This is a genomic window from Mycetocola tolaasinivorans (assembly GCF_003667565.1).
GTDB classification, from domain to species: Bacteria; Actinomycetota; Actinomycetes; order Actinomycetales; family Microbacteriaceae; genus Mycetocola; species Mycetocola tolaasinivorans.
The window spans coordinates 62,455-81,462 of the sequence record NZ_RCUX01000007.1; the positions used below are offsets into that span (position 1 = coordinate 62,455).

General features: G+C 66.8%; 19 protein-coding genes and 2 riboswitches. Of the genes, 12 read left to right on the top strand and 7 right to left on the bottom strand.

Annotated features, from left to right (window positions below; genetic code table 11):
* Nucleotides 1-27: 27 nt before the first annotated feature.
* From gcvT to D9V32_RS10135, 4 genes are all read right to left on the bottom strand, one after another.
* On the bottom strand, nucleotides 28-1,137 hold the full coding sequence (gcvT, locus tag D9V32_RS10120) for a glycine cleavage system aminomethyltransferase GcvT (protein ID WP_121648795.1): 1,110 nt from the start codon (nucleotides 1,135-1,137) through the stop codon (nucleotides 28-30).
* Nucleotides 1,134-4,067, bottom strand: a complete 2,934-nt coding sequence (gcvP, locus tag D9V32_RS10125; protein ID WP_121648912.1) for an aminomethyl-transferring glycine dehydrogenase — start codon at nucleotides 4,065-4,067, stop codon at nucleotides 1,134-1,136. Before gcvP ends, gcvT begins: the two co-directional genes overlap by 4 nt.
* A gap of 54 nt (nucleotides 4,068-4,121) precedes the next feature.
* A riboswitch (glycine riboswitch) is annotated at nucleotides 4,122-4,224 on the bottom strand.
* A riboswitch (glycine riboswitch) is annotated at nucleotides 4,225-4,314 on the bottom strand.
* A gap of 60 nt (nucleotides 4,315-4,374) precedes the next feature.
* A complete protein-coding gene (locus D9V32_RS10130) occupies nucleotides 4,375-5,475 on the bottom strand; it encodes an NAD(P)-binding domain-containing protein (protein ID WP_245982242.1) in 1,101 nt (366 codons plus the stop codon).
* Nucleotides 5,472-6,002 (bottom strand): MarR family winged helix-turn-helix transcriptional regulator, encoded by a 531-nt coding sequence (locus D9V32_RS10135; RefSeq protein WP_121648796.1) that lies wholly within the window; start codon nucleotides 6,000-6,002, stop codon nucleotides 5,472-5,474. Before D9V32_RS10135 ends, D9V32_RS10130 begins: the two co-directional genes overlap by 4 nt.
* Nucleotides 6,003-6,263: 261 nt before the next feature.
* Here D9V32_RS10135 and D9V32_RS10140 point away from each other — a divergent pair, with 261 nt between their 5' ends.
* From D9V32_RS10140 to D9V32_RS10150, 3 genes are read left to right on the top strand one after another with little or no spacing between them, the layout of a single operon-like run.
* The gene (locus D9V32_RS10140) at nucleotides 6,264-7,193 is read left to right on the top strand and encodes a J domain-containing protein (RefSeq protein ID WP_121648797.1); all 930 of its coding nucleotides are present in this window, start codon (nucleotides 6,264-6,266) and stop codon (nucleotides 7,191-7,193) included.
* A gap of 26 nt (nucleotides 7,194-7,219) precedes the next feature.
* On the top strand, nucleotides 7,220-7,528 hold the full coding sequence (gene clpS / locus D9V32_RS10145; RefSeq protein WP_245982244.1) for an ATP-dependent Clp protease adapter ClpS: 309 nt from the start codon (nucleotides 7,220-7,222) through the stop codon (nucleotides 7,526-7,528).
* Nucleotides 7,525-8,025 carry a DUF2017 family protein gene (locus tag D9V32_RS10150; RefSeq protein WP_183086264.1) on the top strand — a complete coding sequence of 167 codons (501 nt, stop codon included), beginning with the start codon at nucleotides 7,525-7,527 and terminating at the stop codon, nucleotides 8,023-8,025. The genes clpS and D9V32_RS10150 overlap by 4 nt, the downstream gene beginning before the upstream one ends.
* Here the strand turns inward: D9V32_RS10150 and D9V32_RS10155 are convergent.
* The gene (locus tag D9V32_RS10155; RefSeq protein WP_121648799.1) at nucleotides 8,022-8,423 is read right to left on the bottom strand and encodes a DUF2809 domain-containing protein; all 402 of its coding nucleotides are present in this window, start codon (nucleotides 8,421-8,423) and stop codon (nucleotides 8,022-8,024) included. The two genes, D9V32_RS10150 and D9V32_RS10155, sit on opposite strands and share 4 nt — an antisense overlap.
* A 99-nt stretch (nucleotides 8,424-8,522) precedes the next feature.
* Between D9V32_RS10155 and D9V32_RS10160 the strand changes: the two genes are divergently transcribed.
* Nucleotides 8,523-9,794, top strand: a complete 1,272-nt coding sequence (locus D9V32_RS10160) for a M18 family aminopeptidase (protein WP_121648915.1) — start codon at nucleotides 8,523-8,525, stop codon at nucleotides 9,792-9,794.
* A gap of 351 nt (nucleotides 9,795-10,145) precedes the next feature.
* On the opposite strand, the gene D9V32_RS10165 is transcribed toward D9V32_RS10160, so the two are convergent.
* Nucleotides 10,146-11,321 carry a hypothetical protein gene (locus tag D9V32_RS10165; RefSeq protein WP_147440442.1) on the bottom strand — a complete coding sequence of 392 codons (1,176 nt, stop codon included), beginning with the start codon at nucleotides 11,319-11,321 and terminating at the stop codon, nucleotides 10,146-10,148.
* 652 nt (nucleotides 11,322-11,973) lie between these two features.
* On the opposite strand from D9V32_RS10165, the gene D9V32_RS10170 reads away from it, so the two are divergent.
* On the top strand, nucleotides 11,974-12,456 hold the full coding sequence (locus D9V32_RS10170; RefSeq protein WP_121648801.1) for a GNAT family N-acetyltransferase: 483 nt from the start codon (nucleotides 11,974-11,976) through the stop codon (nucleotides 12,454-12,456).
* 78 nt (nucleotides 12,457-12,534) lie between these two features.
* On the opposite strand, the gene D9V32_RS10175 is transcribed toward D9V32_RS10170, so the two are convergent.
* Nucleotides 12,535-12,942 (bottom strand): DUF5997 family protein, encoded by a 408-nt coding sequence (locus D9V32_RS10175; RefSeq protein WP_121648802.1) that lies wholly within the window; start codon nucleotides 12,940-12,942, stop codon nucleotides 12,535-12,537.
* A 113-nt stretch (nucleotides 12,943-13,055) separates the two neighbouring features.
* Between D9V32_RS10175 and D9V32_RS10180 the strand changes: the two genes are divergently transcribed.
* The 7 genes from D9V32_RS10180 to rplI all read left to right on the top strand — a co-directional run bounded on the left by D9V32_RS10180 (nucleotide 13,056) and on the right by rplI (nucleotide 18,994).
* Entirely contained in the window at nucleotides 13,056-13,856 is an 801-nt protein-coding gene (locus D9V32_RS10180; protein WP_183086265.1) for a LysR family substrate-binding domain-containing protein, read from the top strand.
* 135 nt (nucleotides 13,857-13,991) lie between these two features.
* On the top strand, nucleotides 13,992-15,419 hold the full coding sequence (locus tag D9V32_RS10185; protein ID WP_121648804.1) for a CCA tRNA nucleotidyltransferase: 1,428 nt from the start codon (nucleotides 13,992-13,994) through the stop codon (nucleotides 15,417-15,419).
* Between the two features lie 343 nt (nucleotides 15,420-15,762).
* A complete protein-coding gene (locus tag D9V32_RS10190) occupies nucleotides 15,763-17,109 on the top strand; it encodes an ABC transporter substrate-binding protein (protein WP_121648805.1) in 1,347 nt (448 codons plus the stop codon).
* Between the two features lie 200 nt (nucleotides 17,110-17,309).
* Nucleotides 17,310-17,693: a 30S ribosomal protein S6 gene (gene rpsF, locus D9V32_RS10195; RefSeq protein WP_121648806.1), complete on the top strand. Its 384-nt coding sequence runs from the start codon at nucleotides 17,310-17,312 to the stop codon at nucleotides 17,691-17,693.
* A gap of 5 nt (nucleotides 17,694-17,698) precedes the next feature.
* Nucleotides 17,699-18,220, top strand: a complete 522-nt coding sequence (locus D9V32_RS10200) for a single-stranded DNA-binding protein (RefSeq protein WP_121648807.1) — start codon at nucleotides 17,699-17,701, stop codon at nucleotides 18,218-18,220.
* A gap of 49 nt (nucleotides 18,221-18,269) precedes the next feature.
* Nucleotides 18,270-18,530: a 30S ribosomal protein S18 gene (gene rpsR, locus D9V32_RS10205; protein ID WP_030147616.1), complete on the top strand. Its 261-nt coding sequence runs from the start codon at nucleotides 18,270-18,272 to the stop codon at nucleotides 18,528-18,530.
* An 11-nt stretch (nucleotides 18,531-18,541) separates the two neighbouring features.
* Nucleotides 18,542-18,994: a 50S ribosomal protein L9 gene (gene rplI / locus D9V32_RS10210; protein ID WP_121648808.1), complete on the top strand. Its 453-nt coding sequence runs from the start codon at nucleotides 18,542-18,544 to the stop codon at nucleotides 18,992-18,994.
* The last annotated feature ends 14 nt before the right edge of the window (nucleotides 18,995-19,008 follow it).

A 19,008-nucleotide genomic window follows, 5' to 3' on the forward strand; every position in this document is an offset into this window, starting at 1 on the left:
GTGGGTGCGGTGGTTAGCGGATGCTGATTAGCGGGTGCGCCGATAGAACGGGGTGGCGGTCACGGTGAAGGCCTCGGGTTTGCCGCGGAGGTCGGCCTGGACCGGGGTGCCGGGGGTCGCGTATGCGGGGTCAATATAGGCGAACGCGATCGGAAAGCCGAGGGTGGGGCTCGGCTGGCCCGAGGTCACGGTGCCCACGGCCTCGCCGTCGACCAGGATCGGGTAGCCGGCGCGGGCGGCCCGGCGACCCTCGCCGCGCAGGCCCACCAGGACCCGGCGAACACCGGTCGCGTGGGCGGCCTCGAGTGCGGCTCGGCCCACGAAGTCGTGGCCCTCATCGAGGTTCACCACGCGGTCAAAGCCCGCGTCGAACGGGGTGAGGGCGCTCGTGAGCTCGTTGCCGTAGAGCGGCATGCCCGCCTCGAGGCGCAGCGAGTCTCGGGCGGCCAGCCCACAGGGAATCAGACCACGGGTGAGGCCCGCGGCGAGCAGGGTATCCCAGAGCCCGGGGGCCGCGGTGTCCGGGATGAACAGCTCAAAGCCATCCTCCCCGGTGTATCCGGTGCGGGCCACGAGTACCGGCTGATCGTCGATGCTGAACTCGTGAGCCGCGTAGTAGCGCAGTGCCGCCAGCGTCTCGTGCTCGGCCTCGGGCAGCAGACCGGTCAGGATCTCGGCGGCACGCGGGCCCTGCAGCGCGATCAGTGCGGTGTGTGCGCTCGCATCGGTGACGGTGGCGGTGAACCCGGCGGCACGCGTGGTCAGCTCGGTGAACACCAGCTCGGCGTTGCCCGCATTGGGCACCACGAGGAAGCGCTCGGGGGTAATGCGATAGACGATGAGGTCATCAAGGATGCCGCCGTCCTGCGCCACGATCAGCGAGTACTTGGCCCGGCCCACGGCCAGGGGCTCAAACACCCCGACCAGTGCGTGGCTGAGCGCGGCCGCGGCATCCGGCCCCTGCACCCAGACCTCGCCCATGTGGGAGAGGTCAAACAGGCCGGCGGCGGTGCGCACGGCGGTGTGCTCGGCGAGCTCCGATCCGTAACGCAGCGGCATCTGCCACCCGCCGAAATCGGTGAAGTGCGCGCCGAGGGCCGCATGGGCCTCGTACAGGGCGGTGGTGCGTTCACTCATCGGGTGGCCTCTTCCTCGGGGCTCTGATCAAAGGCGGACAGGGGCGGGCAGGAGCAGATCAGGTTGCGGTCGCCCGCTGCCTGGTTGATTCGGCCCACCGGTGGGAAGTACTTGTCCTGGCGCAGGCCGGGCACGGGGAATGCTGCCTGCTCGCGGCCATACGGGCGATCCCAGGTGTCCGACAGCAGCGCGGCCGCGGTGTGCGGCGCGCGGCGCAGCGGGGACTCGGCCACCGGGTACTCCCCCGCCTCCACCGCGGAGATCTCCGCGCGGATCACCCGCATCGCGGTAACGAAGCGCTCCAGCTCGGCGGTGTCCTCGGACTCGGTGGGCTCCACCATCAGGGTGCCGGGCACCGGGAACGACAGCGTCGGGGCGTGGAACCCGAAGTCCATGAGGCGCTTGGCCACGTCTTCCGCGGTGACGCCGGTAGCCGCGGTGATGGGGCGCAGATCGAGGATGCACTCGTGCGCGACCAGGCCGTCGTTTCCGCGGTAGAGCACCGGGAAGTACTCGTCCAGGCGCGCGGCCAGGTAGTTGGCCGAGAGCAGAGCGGTGCGGGTGGCGCGGGTCAGGCCCTCGCCGCCCATCAGGCGCACGTACGCCCAGCTGATCGGCAGTACGCCGGCCGAACCGAAGCGCGCCGACGAGATCGGCGTGGTGGCGTTCGGGTCGGTTGCGTCTCCGGGAAGGAACGGTGCGAGGTGCGCGCGCACGGCCACCGGGCCCACACCGGGTCCGCCGCCGCCGTGCGGGATGCAGAAGGTCTTGTGGAGATTCAGGTGCGAGACGTCGCCGCCAAACTCCCCGGGCTTCGCGAGGCCCACCAGCGCATTGAGGTTCGCGCCGTCGATGTACACCTGGCCGCCGGCGGCGTGCACGGCGTCACACACCTCGCGCACATCGGCGTCGAAGACTCCGTGGGTCGAGGGATAGGTGATCATGATCGCGGCGAGCACGTCACGGTGCTCGGCGATCTTGGCGTTCAGGTCGGCGTGATCGATCGTGCCGTCGGCCGCGGTGGCCACCACCACGACGCGCATGCCGGCGAGAACGGCCGAGGCCGCGTTGGTGCCGTGCGCGCTCGCCGGAATGAGGCAGATCGTGCGGGCCTCGTCCCCGCGGGAGCGGTGGTAGCCGCGAATGGCCAGCAGGCCCGCGAGTTCGCCCTGGGAACCGGCGTTGGGCTGCACCGAGACGCGGTCATACCCGGTGATCTCCGCCAGGTCCTCCTCCAGCTCGGTGATGAGCTGACGCCAGCCCACGGTCTGGTGGTCCGGGGCAAAGGGGTGAATCGAGGCGAACTCGGGCCAGGAGATGGCCTCCATCTCGACCGCCGCGTTGAGCTTCATGGTGCAGGAGCCCAGCGGAATCATGGTGCGATCCAGCGCGAGGTCGCGGTCGGAGAGGCGGCGAATGTAGCGCAGCAGCTGGGTTTCGGAGCGGTGCTGGTGGAACACCGGGTGGGTGAGGAACGCGCTGGTGCGCACGAGCGCGGCGGGGATACGGTCGCCCTCGGCGGGCACCACCGGTGCACCCTCGGTGCCGGTGATCGCGGCCAGTACGTGGTCGAGGATGCGCGCGGTGGTCACCTCGTTTACCGCCACACCCACGTGATCAGCATCGATGCGCCGCAGGTTGATGCCGCGTTCCTCGGCGGCGGCCAGCACCTCGGCGGCGCGACCGGGAACGGCCACGGTCAGGGTGTCAAACGCGGTCTCGTTGACCACGGTGATTCCCTCGGCGACGAGCGCATCGCGCAGGCCGGTGGCCAGGCGATGGATGCGCCGGGCGATGCCGGTGAGCCCCTCGGGGCCGTGATACACGGCGTAGAAGGAGGCCACCACGGCCAGCAGGGCCTGCGCCGTACAGATGTTGGAGGTGGCCTTCTCCCGGCGAATGTGCTGTTCGCGGGTCTGCAGGGCGAGGCGGTAGGCGGGGCGGCCGGCGTCGTCCACCGAGACGCCCACGAGGCGACCGGGGAGCTGACGCTCGAGCCCCTTTCGCACCGAGATGAACGCCGCGTGCGGGCCGCCATAGAACAGGGGAACGCCCATCCGCTGGGCCGAGCCGACGGCGATGTCGGCACCCTGCTCGCCCGGGGAGGTGAGGAGGGTCAGCGCGAGCAGATCGGTGGCAACCGTCACCAGGGCCCCACGCTCGTGCGCGGCGGCGATGGCCGCCGCGTGGTCCACGAGGGCACCGGAGACCCCGGGCTGCTGGAGGATGACACCGCCGAGCGGGCCCTCGGGAAGGTCAGCGGGCAGGCCCTGCGAGAGGTCGGCCACGATGATGTCGAACCCGAGCGCCTCTGCCCGACCGCGCAGCAGCGCGATGGTCTGCGGCAGCGCATCGGCGTCGATGACGGTGGGGGCGTTATCGGGCAGGCCGCGGGTCGCGCGGCGCATGAGCAGCGCGGCCTCCACCACCGCGGTGCCCTCATCCAGCAGCGAGGCACCGGCGACGTCGAGCCCGGTGAGGTCCTGCACCATGGTCTGGAAGTTCAGCAGGGCTTCGAGGCGGCCCTGCGAAATCTCCGGCTGATACGGGGTGTAGGCGGTGTACCAGGCGGGGCTTTCGAGCACGTTACGGCGAATCACCGCGGGGGTGATGGTGTCCGAGTAGCCCTGACCGATCAGCTGCACGGCGGTGGTGTTTTTCTTCGCCAGCGCGCGCAGCGCGGTGAGCACGTCGGCCTCGGAGAGCGGTGCCGCCAGGTTCAGCGGCGCGGATTGCCGAATGGCGGTGGGAACGGCGGTGTCCACCAGGGCGGACAGGCTCGGCTGGCCAATCACCGCGAGCATGTCGGCAACCTCGCCGGGACGGTGCACGCCGATGTGGCGCTCGGCGAAACCGGGCTCGGCGGTTTCAGGCGCGGTGGCCCCGCGCTCGGTGGATGCGGGGGAAACGGATACGGACGGGTCGACCAGGGTCACGGGAACTCCAAAATGGGTACCGGCGCACAGCACCGGAAACGATGGGTTCCTCCCCGCTCTGTAGCTGTACCTGAGAGATTTCGCGCGGGGATCCGCACCTGCACCGTCGGTGGATTCACGCGCGCACGCGTGAATCACTTTCCAGAGTTGCCGCACCACTGCGGTCCTTGGGCCTGAGAGATTCCCGGGGAGGGTTTGCTCCTACGGCGCCCAAACTTCGGGACTCTCCCGCGGTGGTTTAGTGGCGTATGTGATTGTGGGTGTTCGGCATCAATCTACACGGTTTTTGAGGCCGTGAATACTATTCGGCGAGAGCCTGAACCACCTGCGCAGCCGTGGTGCGGGCCGAACGTGCGGCACCGATGGTGCTGGCCTGCGGGCCGTATCCGGCGAGGAACAGCCGGGGTTCATCGAGTGCGCGGCCGCGCTCCACCCGGATGGTGTGCCCGGGGGCGGCGAGACCGAGGGGTGCCAGGTGGTCCACTTCGCCGCGGAATCCGGCGGCCCAGATGATCGCGTCCACGTCCTCCGCGGTGCCGTCCGGCCAGATGACGCCGGTCTCGGTCATCGCGGTAAACAGGGGGCGTTCGAGCAGGATTCCGGCCTCGCGGGCCTGCCGCATCCGCCGGGTGAGGGGAACGCCGGTGCCGGAGACGATGCTCGGCAGGATCTCGCCCGCGCGGGCGGCCTCATCCTGCGCGGCCACGGCGGCGCGCGCGTGATCGCGGGCCAGGCCCACGGTCTCGCTAAAGTCCACCGGATGCCGGGTGGCCCACTGCACGCGGGCGGCCACCGGCGAGAGCTCCAGGACAAACCCGATCGCGCTGGTACCGCCGCCCACCACGATGACGTGCTGCCCGGCAAACTCCTCGGCCGCGACAAAGTCCGGGGTGCGCAGCTGGCGGCCGTGGAAAGTTTTCCGGCCGGGAACCTCGGGCTGGATCGGGCGGGCCCAGGTGCCCGAGGCGTTGATCACGATGCGCGCGAGGATCGTGGCGTCGGGCGCATCGGTGACGGCGTTGCGGGTCGTGACCCGCAGGGTGTTCTCCGGGCCGTCCGCGGTCACCGCGACCGCCTCAACCGGCCGCCGAATGGGCAGGCCGTACGCGCGCTCATAGCGGGCATAGTAGTCGGCGACGATGTCGCGGGCGGGCTCATCCCCGGGGGCCGTGCGGAAGCTCAGACCGAGGGTGTCAAGGCCCGGAAGATCTTCGACCTGGTGGGCGTCATCGAGGCGCAGGGAGGCCCAGCGGTGCTGCCAGGCGCCGCCGGACCCCGGCCCGCGATCGATCACCCGCAGGTTTGTGACCCCGCGGCGCTGAAGCTCCTGGGCGGTGGCCAGCCCAGCCTGACCCGCCCCGATCACCAGGACGTCTGTCCGGGTGATGTCCGGCACCGTCACGGGGCGATGTCCGTGGAAGGGGCCGCCGCCTCCGCGGCGCTCGCGGGCGGGGTCAGCGCGTGCAGACGATCCTGGGGGTCGAGGGTGCGCAGGATGCGCGTGCTGATGTCATCCAGGGAATCCACGAGGTCCGGCCCGATCGCATCAAACACGTGCTTACGGACGGTCTCCACGTGGCCGGGCGCCGCGGCGACCACGACCTCCCAGCCCGCATCGGTGAGGCGAGCATTGGTGGCCCGGCGATCATCCACGCAGGGGAATCGTTCCACAAACCCGCGCTCCTCGAGTCGGCGCACCACGTGGGACAGCCGGGGCAGGGTGGCATTGGTGGCATCCGACAGCGCGGTCATGCGCAGCGTACGCTCGGGGGCCTCGGAGAGCTTCGCCAGGGTGAAGTACTCGTAGTGGGTGAGACCGGCATCGGCCTGCAGCTCGGATTCGAGAGCTCCGGGCAGCAGCTGCACCACCGCGATGAAGCGCAGCCAGGCGCGCATCTCCTCGTTGTCGAGCCAGGGAACCTCGGTCATTTTTCCTCCCAGAACGTGCCCGCTAACTATAACGCGGGTGCCCTGCTCGCGGGCACCGCGGGAGCCGGGCAGCCCGCGCAGAGGCCGTCGGAATGCGACGGTTCCGAGGGCGATCCTTACGCCGACGGCGGAATGCCCGGCGGACGGCCGGGAACAACCCGCAAGATGGGAGTGTGGGGTGCAGGTGTGCACCCCGCTACGTCTTTTCCTGCCTGGCCGGGTACCCTGGATCGACCCCGGCCGTTTGTTTCAAGGAGCACCATGAGTCAGAGCCCCGCCGAGCGGACCCCGTATGAGGTCCTCGGGGTGGCCGGTAGCGCGAGTGAGGATGAGCTGCGCAAGGCCTATCGCCGCCGCGCCCGCGAAACCCATCCGGACACCGGAGGAAGCGCCGCGGCCTTCGACGAGGTTCAGCGCGCCTGGGAACTCCTCGGAACCGCGTCTGCCCGTGCGGCCTATGATCGCGGAACCCCCGCCTCCTCCTCCGCCTCCGCCTCCGATCCCGGCGCTACCTGGTCGGCGGCCCCGCGGCCCCCGCGGCAGGACTCCCGGCCGAAGGCACGCACCTACGGTCACCCCGGTGGGCGTGCCCGCGAACGCTACCTGACCATGCTGCGCGAGTGGGTGGGGCGCGGGGTAGATATCCCGGACCCGTACAACGCGAGCCTGGTGCGCACCGCTCCCCCGGAGATCCGGCGTGAGCTCGCGAAGGCGCTCGCCGAGGAGGCTACCGCCCGCCAGGTGACCGACCTGGGGATGGGCTTCACGATGTGGAGCGAGGTGCTCGCCGGAAACGAGGGTGTGCTCGACCACGTGGTCCTCGGCCCCGCCGGGCTGTTCGCGATCACCTCGGAGGACTGGGGCGGACGAATCCAGCTCAAGCGCGGCGAACTCATCGGCGAAAACATCGGCCCACTGGAACTCCCCGTGCGCCGCACCACCCGCGCCGCGCGCGCATTCGCAAAGGCCCTGCGCGTGAAATTCACCGGCGTGCTGATCGTGGTGCCGGATAACTCGATGGAGGACGGCATCGTCGCGGTCGGTCGCGGACGGCACGCAAGCACCCTGATCGTGCAGCGTTCGCTCCTCGGCCACGTCCTGCGCACCGGTATTCCCGGCATGGCCCACGGCAGCCTGAGCGACGTGTTTGAGCTGCGCAGCGTGCTGCAGGCGGGTATTCGTTTCCCCTAGGTCACCGCGGTGCCTATCCTTAAGTGGTGAGCACCGGAACCCAGCAACTTCTTGACCGCGCGCCCGCGGCCCTCGCCGAGACGCCGTGGGAGGTCGTGGTGTGGGATGACCCGGTGAACCTCATGAGCTACGTCTCGTTCGTCTTTCGCAGCCACTTCGGCATGAGCGCCGAGCGGGCCGAGGAGCGCATGCTCGCGGTGCACAACGACGGCAGCGCGGTGGTGGCGCAGGCGGGGCGCGAGGCCGCCGAAATGCACGTGCAGGCATTGCACGGCTACGGTCTCTGGGCCACGGTACGGGCAGGGAATGCCGGAGATTCGGGGGCCGGCGCGTGAGTGATTTTGGTGCCGTTCGGCTCGACGAACACGGCTTCAGTCTGCTCCTGGAGGAGCACGAGCGGGTGATCCTCGGTGATCTCGCCGCGCAGCTCATCCAGGTGCTCGAAGACCCCGAGGACCCGGTGGCCGAGCGTCTTTACCCCGATGCCTATCCGGATGATGCCGAGGCCTCCGCGGAGTTTCGTCGCCTCACCCGCGGCGACCTCGATGACGCGCGCATCGCGGGAGCGACGCTCCTGCTCGAAACCATTCCCGAAGACCAGGACGCTCCCATCCTGCCGCTTGATCGCGCGGGTGCCGAGCGTGTGATGCGCTCCCTCGGCGACCTGCGTCACGTGCTGGCGGAGCGGCTGGGCATCAGCGTCGCCTCTCCCGAGGGCGACCCCAACGATCAGTTCACCATGCTGTACGACTGGCTGGGTTACCTGCAGGAGTCGCTGGTCCTGGCGCTCGTGAGCGGGGACGAAGAGTCGGGGCGGCTCGCACGCGCCTAGCGGGTACCCCTGCGGGAGAGGGCCAGGTCCAGGCCGGCGATCAGCACCGCGCCGAGCAGATACGCGAGAAGGTCCAGCGGGTTGAACGTGGTGCCCAGGAGGTAGCGCCAGCCGATCCACTGCCGGGCGAGTTCGAGCGGCAGCCCGGTGGCCTGAAGGAACTCGATTGCCCAGCACACGAGCGTGGTGAGGATCGCCAGTGGCGCCGGGCGCAGCCGTACCCAGATCAGCGTGAATGCCAGATACGCGGCCACCGCATAGAGCGCATCACCGCAGAACCCGGCGAGCTCACCGGAACCCAGACGCGTCACGGCGATTCCCAGCGCTATGCAGGCGATGAGTGCCACGAGTGCTCGCGTTCGGCGGTGCGGTGCGGGTGAGTCGGTGGTGAGGCGCACGGCGACCTTTCATGGGTGAGACCCCAGGCTAACCCGCGCGGCGCGGGAAAAGCGTGTGTGCGCTCCCGTGCCGCGAGGATCAGTGATTGGATGGAGGGTATGCAGAACATCGACGAGCTCATCGCGGACTTTGGCGGCTATATTCAGGACTCCCCCTCCTCCTATCACGCGGCTTCCGCGGGGGCCGCGCGCCTGGAGCGTGCCGGGTTCACCCGCCTCGATGAGGCCGAGGCCTGGCCCACCTCGGCCGGCCGCTACCTCGTGATTCGCGATGGCGCGCTGGTCGCCTGGGTGCAGCCCGCCGTCGCGACCGCGACCACCGGATTCCGCATCCTCGGCGCCCACACCGACTCCCCCGGGTTCAAGCTCAAGCCGAAGCCCAGCATCGGATCCGACGGCTGGCTGCAGGCCGGTGTGGAGGTTTATGGTGGCCCGCTGCTGAACTCCTGGCTCGACCGCGAACTCGAACTCGCCGGCCGTCTCGTGCTGCGCGACGGCACCGAGCACCTCGTGCGCACCGGACCGTACCTGCGCATCCCGCAGCTCGCGATCCACCTCGACCGCGAGGCCAACAACGGCCTCGCACTCAACCGCCAGCGCCAGACCCAGCCGGTTTACGGCGTGGGCGACCGCTCGAGCGCTGATCTCGTGGCCCACCTGGCCGCCCTCGCCGGTGTCGACGCCGCCGAGGTCGCCGGATACGACATCCTCACCGCCGACACCCAGGCTCCCGCCCGCTTCGGCCAGAACGGCGAGCTGTTCGCCGCCGGCCGGATGGACAACCTCACCTCGGTGTGGGCGGGCCTGCACGCCATCGAAACCCTCACCGCGGACCCCGAGCACATCGTGATGCTCGCGGCGTTTGATCATGAGGAGCTCGGCTCCGAAACCCGCTCGGGCGCGAGCGGCCCGCTGCTCGCTGAGATCACCGAGCGCATCTCCCTCGGCCTCGGTGCGGACGCGGCCGAGCGTGCCCGCGCCTACGCGGGCTCCTGGTGCCTCTCTGCCGACGCCGGCCACTCGGTGCACCCGAACTACGGCGAGATGCACGACCCCAACGTGCGCCCGCTCGCGGGATCCGGCCCGCTGCTGAAGATCAACGCCAACCAGCGCTACGCGACCGACGCCCACGGGGCCGCCCTGTTCGCCCGCGCCTGCGAGGCGGCCGGGGTGCAGTACCAGGAGTTCGTCTCCAACAACACCGTGCCCTGCGGCTCGACCATCGGCCCCCTCACCGCAACCCGCCTCGGCATCCGCACGGTGGACGTGGGTGTGCCCCTGCTCTCGATGCACTCCGCCCGCGAGCTCTGCCACGTCAACGACCCGATCGCGCTCTCCGGCGCGATCAGCGCGTTCTTCGCGGGGGCGTAGCAGCAACGTCGACATCGTCACCTGGCAAACACCCCGAGTGGTCGTGCGCCAGGATGGGTTAAACGCCCGTCGCTCCCCGTCGTGAACGACGGGGAGCGACGCTGTGCCTCATACGTGGGGCGTTACGCGTAACGGCTCTTACCGATTCGCGAAGTCGTGCTGCGCATGACGGACGTCTTCGTCTCTGAGGGCTTTGATGGCGTTACGACCGTCGTGGCTTTTCCGCCTGCGAGAGACGATATCGTGCCGCCGTTAACAACGAAAAACGATGAGCGTGGTTCTTTCGGGTGCTTTCTGCCTGACATCTTTCACCTCCGTTTTGGTGTTGCGACCATACCACCTCAGCCTAGGCTATGAGACGGTTTTCCGTGAGGATTTCCGTGCCCGTCGCGCGAGGTGCCACCTCCCGTAGCGGGTGGGAATGGAGGTAAACCATCGCGAGTAACGCACACGGGTGATTGCCCTGATGCTGACGAGTGCCCCCGCTATCACACCGGAGATCCACGCCCCCGCGCACCACAGACTGGGGAGGTCCAACCGCTGTTGCCCGATGACGATGCTGCCGGCCATCGCGAACAGCAGGAGAGCACAGACGATCAACATCGCGCGGAGAGGGTTGAGTACGCGGGAAGAAAAGGTGTGCTCGGTGCGGGCAACCAGGAAGCCAATAAACACCGCTGGTGCCGCCAGAAAAAGTGCCGCGGCGTTACCCCCTTCATCGGTCAACTTGGATATCGCTCCGTCCACGTTGAGCGCGAGTATGAAAACCGTTGTCGTGAGGAGTGCGGCGAGGACGGCAGACGTCCACAGCCCTCGCATGGGAACCCGCAGCTGAGCGTGGGCGTCTCCGGCGGGCACCCGTGTGTAGCTGTGATGGACGTGTGCGACGGGGATTCCGCTTGAATCAACGGAGGTTGTTGCGTTGTTGATTGCCGGATCTGCGGGGAGGCTGAGCGCTCTAATATCCAATTCCGGGGGCGTTTGGAATTCAAGGTGATACGACCGAGTGCCAGCGGGCATGTGCATCGGCAGCCCCACCTTGAGGTTTGCGAGTCCTACTGCCACACCGATGTCCATGATGAAGGTGGCCCATTTTCGCGGTGGGATTACCCAGTGATACGAGAACTTCAGAACCTGACGTCTCCCGGCGAGTTCCGCCGGAATCAGAGCGATCAGTACGAAATCGGTGGAGAGGTTCTGCAGAAATCGCTGCACGCTGTCTTCGAGTGGGAGACCTCTGTCCCAGATCTCGGTTTCCCCCCATTTACCCGACACGATGAGGTTCCGGGTTTTTTCCAGATTGGTCGTCCCCTCGTTGGCAACGAGTTCCTCTACAGCCGTGCGAAGAGCGCGTGAGTCTTTCACCCCTGACCTGTGCAGGACATGGAGGACAGCCTGGATGATCAGCGTTGATGTTTCACGAGAGCCCATCAGAGGGAGAGAACGCCCATCCGAATCGAAGGCATCCAGATGCCGCATCGGGCCCTTCACGATAAAAGCCAACGGAACCATCATGAGACCACGCACGCTCGTGATGCTTCGAACCCTTCGTTCAACCCTGTCATACGCAAGACGCGGGTCGATCAAGGGGTCGCAATCCATCGAGTGTTTGAGCCGCCCCCGCGACCCGACGAGGGGATGGACGCTATCAACCCGTCGATAGACCCACTCACTCCAGCCATCAATCGCGTCGGCAAGAGCCTCCCCCGCGCGCTGATCCGCGCGGTCCTGGAACGCAAGTCGCCGCGTTGCGCCCCTTGCCTCTCGCCCGGTGCCTGCTGGATTCGAATTCACCTCGGTTGCCCCCCTTGCAATGATGTCGTTCCTACCCTCCGGGAGAACAGCCTAGGGCAACTGAAACCGGGAACTGTGGAACGCTGGTTCCGGGTCCACCGATAGTTTTTCGTTTGTGCGGGTGACGGTGACAGTAGGCGTAGAACAGGCGCTAGTGGAGAGGCGGTGCCTCGCTCGGATGAGGGGCTCGCGGACGACCTCTCGTGAGGACCGCCACGCCGTGATGCATAAACTTCAAAAGACGAATTTTTAAGGCCCGGAAACACCCCCGAAAACCCCGCCACGCCGGGGATTTCAAGGGTGTCACGGGAGGGTCAAAACACGCCCTCGGGAACGTTCATGTGACATTCACCAGAGCGTCACCGTCGGGGTGTGAAAATAAATCGTGAACTACGAGTTTGATTCCGATCCGTCGCGCCTGGACCTCGGCGCGATTTGGGAGTTTTTGTCTACCCAGGCACCCTGGCACCGGTGGCGTACCCGCGAGGACGTCGAGGCGCAGATTCGCGGCGCATGGCGCGTGGTGGGTGTGTATACCGAGCACGGCAACCAGATTGGTTTTGCCCGTGCCGTCTCCGATGGCGTCAACGATGCCTACCTTGCCGATGTCTACGTTCTTCCCGAACATCGCGGCCATAATCTGGGCCGACTGCTCGTCGAGGAAATGATTGAAAATGGCCCCGGCCGCGACTTCCGCTGGACCCTGTTTACCTCCAGCGCACACGGCCTGTATAGCAAGTTCGGATTTGTCGAACCGAGCCATACATCGATGGTGCGTCCCGGTCGTCGTGCCGAACGCATCATGGAGGCCGTCCCCGACCTCATCCCCGCTGAATCCAACGTCCTGACGATGGAGCCCGCCGCCTAGACCGCTCACCCACTCGGAACACACAGAGCGGCGCCCAGGATCCTGAAGGATCCTGGGCGCCGCTCTGTGCTATTTGGGCTACTTCTGCTCGTTAGCCGCGCGCTCCTCGGCGAGAATACGACGACCCTCGTTGCGCTCGTTGGTGCGCTGGTTGACGGCGCGCACCTCGGCCTGGGTGGCACGCTCGGTGACCAGCCAGGTGGGCGGGTTGGTCAGCAGTTCCTTGATCTCGGCGGTGGTGAACGCGTTGTCGGCCTGCTCGGCACGGGCCAGACCGGACACCGAGATGCCCAGCTTCCGTGCCACCTCGGTGCGAGGGTGCGGTCCGTTCAGACGCAGCTCAACCAGCCACTCGGGCGGGGTCTGCTGGAGTGCGAGGAAGGCCTCGCGGGTGATCGGCTCGGCTTGGAACTCCTCCGGCGTGGCCGGGAGGTAGATTCCGAGCTTCTTTGCCGCGGTCGCGGGTTTCATGTTCTGCTCGCTCATGCTCCCAGGGTAACCGGGATTGCGGCCTTCCCGAAATCTTTCCCGCGATCCCTGCCGTAGTCTGGATGTGGCACCTCGCCGTTTTGTGGGGCGCACAGACCCAGGGAGGCACCGTGACCGAGCACCAGAACCCGTCACCGGTACCGGAATCGGAATCGACCGATCCGGCCGATTTCCGGATTGCCTATGTCTCCGGCGTCTCGCTGGGTAAGTGGGGCACCGCGTGGACCGAACGCAACCCGCGCATCCGCACCTCCTTCACCATGGGCGAGCGGGACGTTCAACGCCGCGTGCTGACCGACCACACCGCGGATGTCAGCTTCGTGCGGCTCCCCTTCGATCGTGGCGATGACCTGCACCTCATCAAGCTGTACGAGGAAACCCCGATGGTGGTGCTGCCCAAGGGCCACGAGCTCCTCGAGGCCGATGAGATCGCCCTCGCCGATCTGGCCGGCCTGCACCTGATTCAGGACCCCCGTGACGTTCCCGGCTGGTCCGAGATCGGCACCGAAATGATCGAGGGTACCCGCCCCGACCTCCCCGCCCCCGACCGGGTCGTCGACGCCATCGAACTCGTCGCCGCGGGCATCGGGTTCGTCATCGTTCCGCAGTCGCTGGCTCGCCTGCACGACCGCAAGGACGTCAAGCACCGCCGGGTGACCGGCGTCGAACCCACCGAGATCGGCATCGCTTGGCGCATCGACGAGGACGACGCGGTGCGCGCAGAGCGCGTTGAAGACTTCATCGGGATCGTGCGTGGTCGCACCGCAAACAGCTCGCGTGGCCGCGCCGAAGCCGAGCCCGAGGCCCCCGCCAAGAAGAAGGGTCCGGCGCAGCAGCCGAGCAAGAAGCCCGCGCCGTTCCGCCCGCGTCAGCCGCGCAAGCCCGCGAGTAAGAAGCGCGGTCGGCGCTAACGGGCCGAGGGGCGATCGGGCGCAACGGCCCGTGCTCGCCCGTGCGCATCTGCCGTGTAACGGAGGTTCGTCCGCGGTGTCCGCCTGAGCGACGTCGCGCGGGTGCGTCGCCGCCCGCCTTGTAGAATCGGTTCCATGGTGAGAATGGCTGAAGCCCTGGTACGGCTCGAAGAACTCGCCGCCTCCCCGATCGTGTCGACCCTGTCGAACGCGTTTGCGGATGCGGGGTATGAGCTGGCGCTGGTGGGCGGTCCGGTACGCGACGCGATGCTCGGTCGCCCGGTTAACGACTTCGACTTCACCACGAATGCCCGCCCGGACGACATCCTGCGCGTGGTCACCCCCATCTCCGACGCGCAGTGGGATATCGGCCGCGAGTTCGGCACCATCGGTGCGCGCATTCACGGCGAAACCGTCGAGATCACCACCTATCGTGCCGACACCTACGACGGCGTGACCCGCAAGCCCGTGGTCGCGTTTGGCGATACCCTCTCCGGTGACCTCAGCCGCCGTGACTTCACCGTCAACGCGATGGCGCTGCGCCTGCCCCAGGCCACCCTGGAAGACCCCACCGGCGGGGTGGACGACCTCATCGCAGCCACCCTGCGCACCCCGATCGAACCCGAGGTGAGCTTCGGCGACGACCCGCTGCGCATGATGCGGGCCGCCCGCTTCCAGGCCCAGCTGGGCTTCCACGTCGATGACGCCTCGCGCGATGCCATCGCCGCGATGACCGAGTCGATCACCCACGTCTCGGCCGAGCGCATCCAGGCCGAGCTCAGCAAGTTGCTGCTGACCGACCACCCGCGCCCGGGCATCGAGCTCCTGGTAGACAGCGGTCTCGCCGATATCGTGCTGCCCGAGCTCCCGGCACTGCGCCTGGAGGCCGACGAGCATCACCACCACAAGGACGTCTACCAGCACTCCCTCACCGTGCTTGAGCAGGCCATCAGCTATGAAAAGGAACGCCACCCCGGTGCCGAACCCGACCTCGTGCTGCGCTGGGCCGCCCTGCTGCACGATATCGGCAAGCCGGCCACGCGCAAGCTCGGCCCGGGCAACACCGTGACGTTCTACCACCACGATTTGATTGGCTCCAAGCTCGCGAAGAAGCGTCTGGGTGCCCTGCGCTACGACACCGCCACGATCAAGGCCGTCGCAAGACTGGTCGAGCTGCACATGCGGTTCTTCGGTTACACGGAGGCCGCGTGGGCGGACTCCGCCGTGCGTCGATACGTGCGCGATGCGGGCGACCTCCTGGAACGCCTGCACATGCTCACCCGCGCCGATGTCACCACCCGCAACCGCCGCAAGGCCGATCGCCTCGCGTTTGCCTATGACGACCTCGAGCACCGCATCGAGGAGCTTGCCGCGCAGGAGGAGCTTGACGCCGTGCGCCCGGATCTCGACGGAAACGAGATTCAGAAGCTACTCGGAATCGCACCCGGCCGCGAGGTGGGCGAGGCCTACCGCTGGCTGATGGAACTGCGTCTCGATGAGGGCCCGCTCGGCCCCGAGGAGGCCTCCGCACGCCTGGTGGAATGGTGGGGGCAGCGTTCGTAGCGCGGTAGGCCTCGCGCATATGGCGCCACCGGTTGTCGCTTTGTCCCGGTAGGGGCACCCGTCACGGCACCAATTTTCGACGCACAAATTCGACGGGTTTTTTCCCGTAATTGCACGGAGAATCCGTGTGCGTTCGGGCCGAATATTGGTCCTTCGCGTGGCAGGCTGCCTTGTGATCAGGGCGCAATCGATGAAATAGTTAACGAATCCGTTACGTTTTTCGTGACCATGGTGACGATGTCAGGTGATCGTCACCATCTTTTTTATCGCCTTGTTTGCGGGCAGAGCCGGTGAAACCCGTGCCCCGCAGCGCACCTGGAACGAACGAAGGACGTAAACCTCCATGATCCGTAAAAAGCTCTCCGCCGTGGCACTCCTCGGCGCGGCCACGCTGCTCCTGTCCGCGTGTTCCGGAACCGATGGTGGAGCCGCCAGCGACAGCCCCGCCTCGGGCACGACCGAGCTCACCGTTCGCGTGTGGGATGAGGCCGTCGCGGCATCCTATAAGGAGTCCTTCGCCGCGTTCGAGAAGCAGAACTCGGACATCACCGTCTCGGTGAACACCGTTCCCTGGTCGGAGTACTGGTCGGCCCTGCGCAAGGACGTTGCCGCAAAGTCCGCCGACGACCTGTTCTGGGTCAACGCCTCGAGCTACCCGGCCTATGTCGACAGCGGAAACCTCGTCGACATCGGCGCGACCCTCGGCGATACCGCGAAGAACGCCTGGGAGCCCAGCGTGGTGGAGCAGTACACCCGCTCGGGCAAGCTCTGGGGCGTTCCCCAGCTCTACGATGCCGGCATCGCGGTCTACTACAACGCCGATCTCCTGAGCGCGGCCGGTGTCGAGCCCAAGACGCTGAACGACCTGACCTGGAACCCGGACGCCGAGAAGGACACCTACCTCAAGACGGCCAAGGCCCTGACCCGTGACGCCGCGGGCGTCGCGGTCGACGCCGAGGGGTTCGACGGCACGCCGGTCACCTACGGAACGAGCCTGAACAACGACGGTCAGGCCGTGATCCTGCCGTTTATCGGCTCCAACGGCGGGGTGTTCCAGGACGGTGATAACTTCGCGTTCGCAAACACCGAATCCGCCGAGGCCATCAAGTACGTCGTTGACGCCATCAACACCTCCAAGGTGGCTCCGCCCGCCGCCGAAACGAACGAGAACAGCGACGTGGTGCGCGATCAGTTCGTCGAGGGCAAGCTCGCGACCTTCCAGTCCGGTATCTACAACCTGAAGACGGTGTCCGAGAAGGCCGGGTTCTCCTGGGGCGTGGCCATGCTGCCCGAGGGCCCCGAGGGCCGTGTCTCGGTGACCAACGGCATCGCCGTGGCCGGGAACGCCGCCGCTGCCAAGGAGAAGCAGCCCGCGATCAAGAAGCTGCTGGCCTGGATGGGCTCAACCGAGGGGGCCGACTTCATCGGCCGTCAGGGCACTCACGTGCCCGCAGTGACCGATGCACAGAAGACCTTCTTCGACTATTGGAAGGGTAAGAAGACCAACGTCGACCCCTTCTTCGACGTGGTGAAGGACGGAAAGACGATTCCGCCGTTCCACGGTGGAAAGTTTGTTGCCGGGCAGGAGGCGTACGCACCCATCTTCAAGGAGATCTTCGCCGGAACCCTGGATGTCCGTGACGGCCTGAAGAAGGCGCAGGCCGCCGGAAACGTGGCGATGAACGGCTAGCGTTCGCGCGGTTCCCTCACCCCCGTCCCAACCTTGGGGGCGGGGGTGAGTAGTCCACAGAGGCGACACGCGAGGGAAAAATCAAGTATGCTGAGGAGGTTGTGTGTTTGAACCTCGACTCCGAGGGTCTCCGCACAACGATGCAGAACCCTCCTGTCACAGAAATACTGTGGCCGTTCGAGTCCGAAGGAGGTGGGTTAGTGACGCATCAGTATGAACTCATGGTTATTCTCGACCCGGAGATTGACGAGCGCACGGTTGCACCGAGCCTCGACAAGTTCCTGAACGTCATCCGCAACGATGGTGGAACCATCGAAAAGGTTGACATCTGGGGCCGTCGTCGTCTGGCGTACGAGATCAACAAGAAGGCCGAGGGCATCTACGCCGTCGTCGACTTCACCGCGACCGCTGCCGCGACCGCTGAGCTGGACCGTCAGCTCAAGCTGTCCGAGGCCGTCATGCGCACCAAGGTGCTGCGTGCCGAGGAAGCTATCGCTCAGGTTGCCGTGGAGGCCGAGCGCGCAAGCGCCAAGGCCGCACGTGTTGCTGCTAAGGCCCAGTCGGCCGAGGCGAAGGCCGAGTAGTTTCGATGGCTGGCGAAACGATCATCACCGTGGTGGGAAACCTCACCTCGGACCCGGAGCTGCGCTACACGCAGTCCGGTCTGGCGGTCGCCAACTTCACGATCGCATCGACTCCGCGTAACTTTGACCGGCAGTCGAACGAGTGGAAGGACGGCGAAGCGCTGTTCCTCCGCGCGTCCGTCTGGCGCGAATTTGCCGAGCACGTCGCCGGATCGCTGAGCAAGGGAAGCCGTGTCATCGCGACCGGTCGCCTGAAGCAGCGTTCCTACGAGACGAAGGAAGGCGAAAAGCGCACCGCGATCGAGCTTGAGGTTGACGAGATCGGTCCGTCGCTGCGGTACGCAACCGCTCAGGTCAGCCGTGCACAGTCCTCCGGCGGTGGAGCTCGCTCCCCGCAGGGTGCCGTGTCGGATGAGCCGTGGGCAAGCGCCGCACCGTCGTACAACAACGCGCCGTCGAACAACGCGTCCTCTGGAGCAGATGCCTGGAACACTCCCGGCACCTTCGGGGACGACACTCCCTTCTAAGAAATTTTCTTCGAGCCCCGGCTCGAGGTAGCACACAAAGGAAAAGATTATGGCTGGAAAGTCTGGCGGCCCTGGCCGCAAGCCTGCCCGCGGTAAGGGCGCAAAGGTCGTCGCTCCCGCGAAGGCAATCCGCGTCGGCGTCATCGACTACAAGGATGTCGCAACCCTGCGCAAGTTCATCTCCGAGCGTGGAAAGATCCGCGCCCGTCGCATCACCGGTGTTTCCGTCCAGGAGCAGCGTCTCATCGCCCGTGCCGTCAAGAACGCACGTGAGATGGCGCTTCTCCCCTACGCCGGCTCCGGCCGCTAAGGAGTAAGCAAATGTCGAAGGTAATTCTGACCCACGAGGTCACCGGTCTCGGTGCCCCCGGGGACGTTATCGAGGTAAAGAACGGCTACGCCCGTAACTACCTCGTGCCCAAGGGCTTTGCTGTTGTCTGGACTCGCGGTGGCGAGAAGCAGGTTGAGCAGATCAAGGCGGCTCGCGCCGCTCGTGCGCTGCACACCCTCGAGGACGCTCAGGCGCTCAAGGCAAACCTGGAGCAGGGCAAGGTCAAGCTGACCGTTAAGGCCGGCCGCGAAGGCCGCCTGTTCGGTTCGGTGAAGACCACCGACATCGCCGCTGCCGTTTCGGCTGCGGGCGTTGGCGAGATCGACAAGCGTAAGGTCGAGATCCCCAACCCGATCAAGGCAACCGGTGACCACAAGGTTATCGTTCGTCTGCACGACGAGGTTAGCGCGACCATCACCCTTCAGGTGGTAGCCGCCAAGTAGGTTGTTCTCCCGGA

Bases quoted from the DNA above. Each gene is read 5' to 3' on its own strand.
- D9V32_RS10190 (WP_121648805.1), top strand. From the start codon at position 15,763: ATGATCCGTAAAAAGCTCTCCGCCGTGGCACTCCTCGGCGCGGCCACG.
- D9V32_RS10140 (WP_121648797.1), top strand. From the start codon at position 6,264: ATGAGTCAGAGCCCCGCCGAGCGGACCCCGTATGAGGTCCTCGGGGTG.
- gcvT (WP_121648795.1), bottom strand. From the start codon at position 1,137: ATGAGTGAACGCACCACCGCCCTGTACGAGGCCCATGCGGCCCTCGGC.
- D9V32_RS10160 (WP_121648915.1), top strand. From the start codon at position 8,523: ATGCAGAACATCGACGAGCTCATCGCGGACTTTGGCGGCTATATTCAG.
- rpsR (WP_030147616.1), top strand. From the start codon at position 18,270: ATGGCTGGAAAGTCTGGCGGCCCTGGCCGCAAGCCTGCCCGCGGTAAG.
- rplI (WP_121648808.1), top strand. From the start codon at position 18,542: ATGTCGAAGGTAATTCTGACCCACGAGGTCACCGGTCTCGGTGCCCCC.
- D9V32_RS10200 (WP_121648807.1), top strand. From the start codon at position 17,699: ATGGCTGGCGAAACGATCATCACCGTGGTGGGAAACCTCACCTCGGAC.
- D9V32_RS10185 (WP_121648804.1), top strand. From the start codon at position 13,992: ATGGTGAGAATGGCTGAAGCCCTGGTACGGCTCGAAGAACTCGCCGCC.
- D9V32_RS10175 (WP_121648802.1), bottom strand. From the start codon at position 12,942: ATGAGCGAGCAGAACATGAAACCCGCGACCGCGGCAAAGAAGCTCGGA.
- D9V32_RS10135 (WP_121648796.1), bottom strand. From the start codon at position 6,002: ATGACCGAGGTTCCCTGGCTCGACAACGAGGAGATGCGCGCCTGGCTG.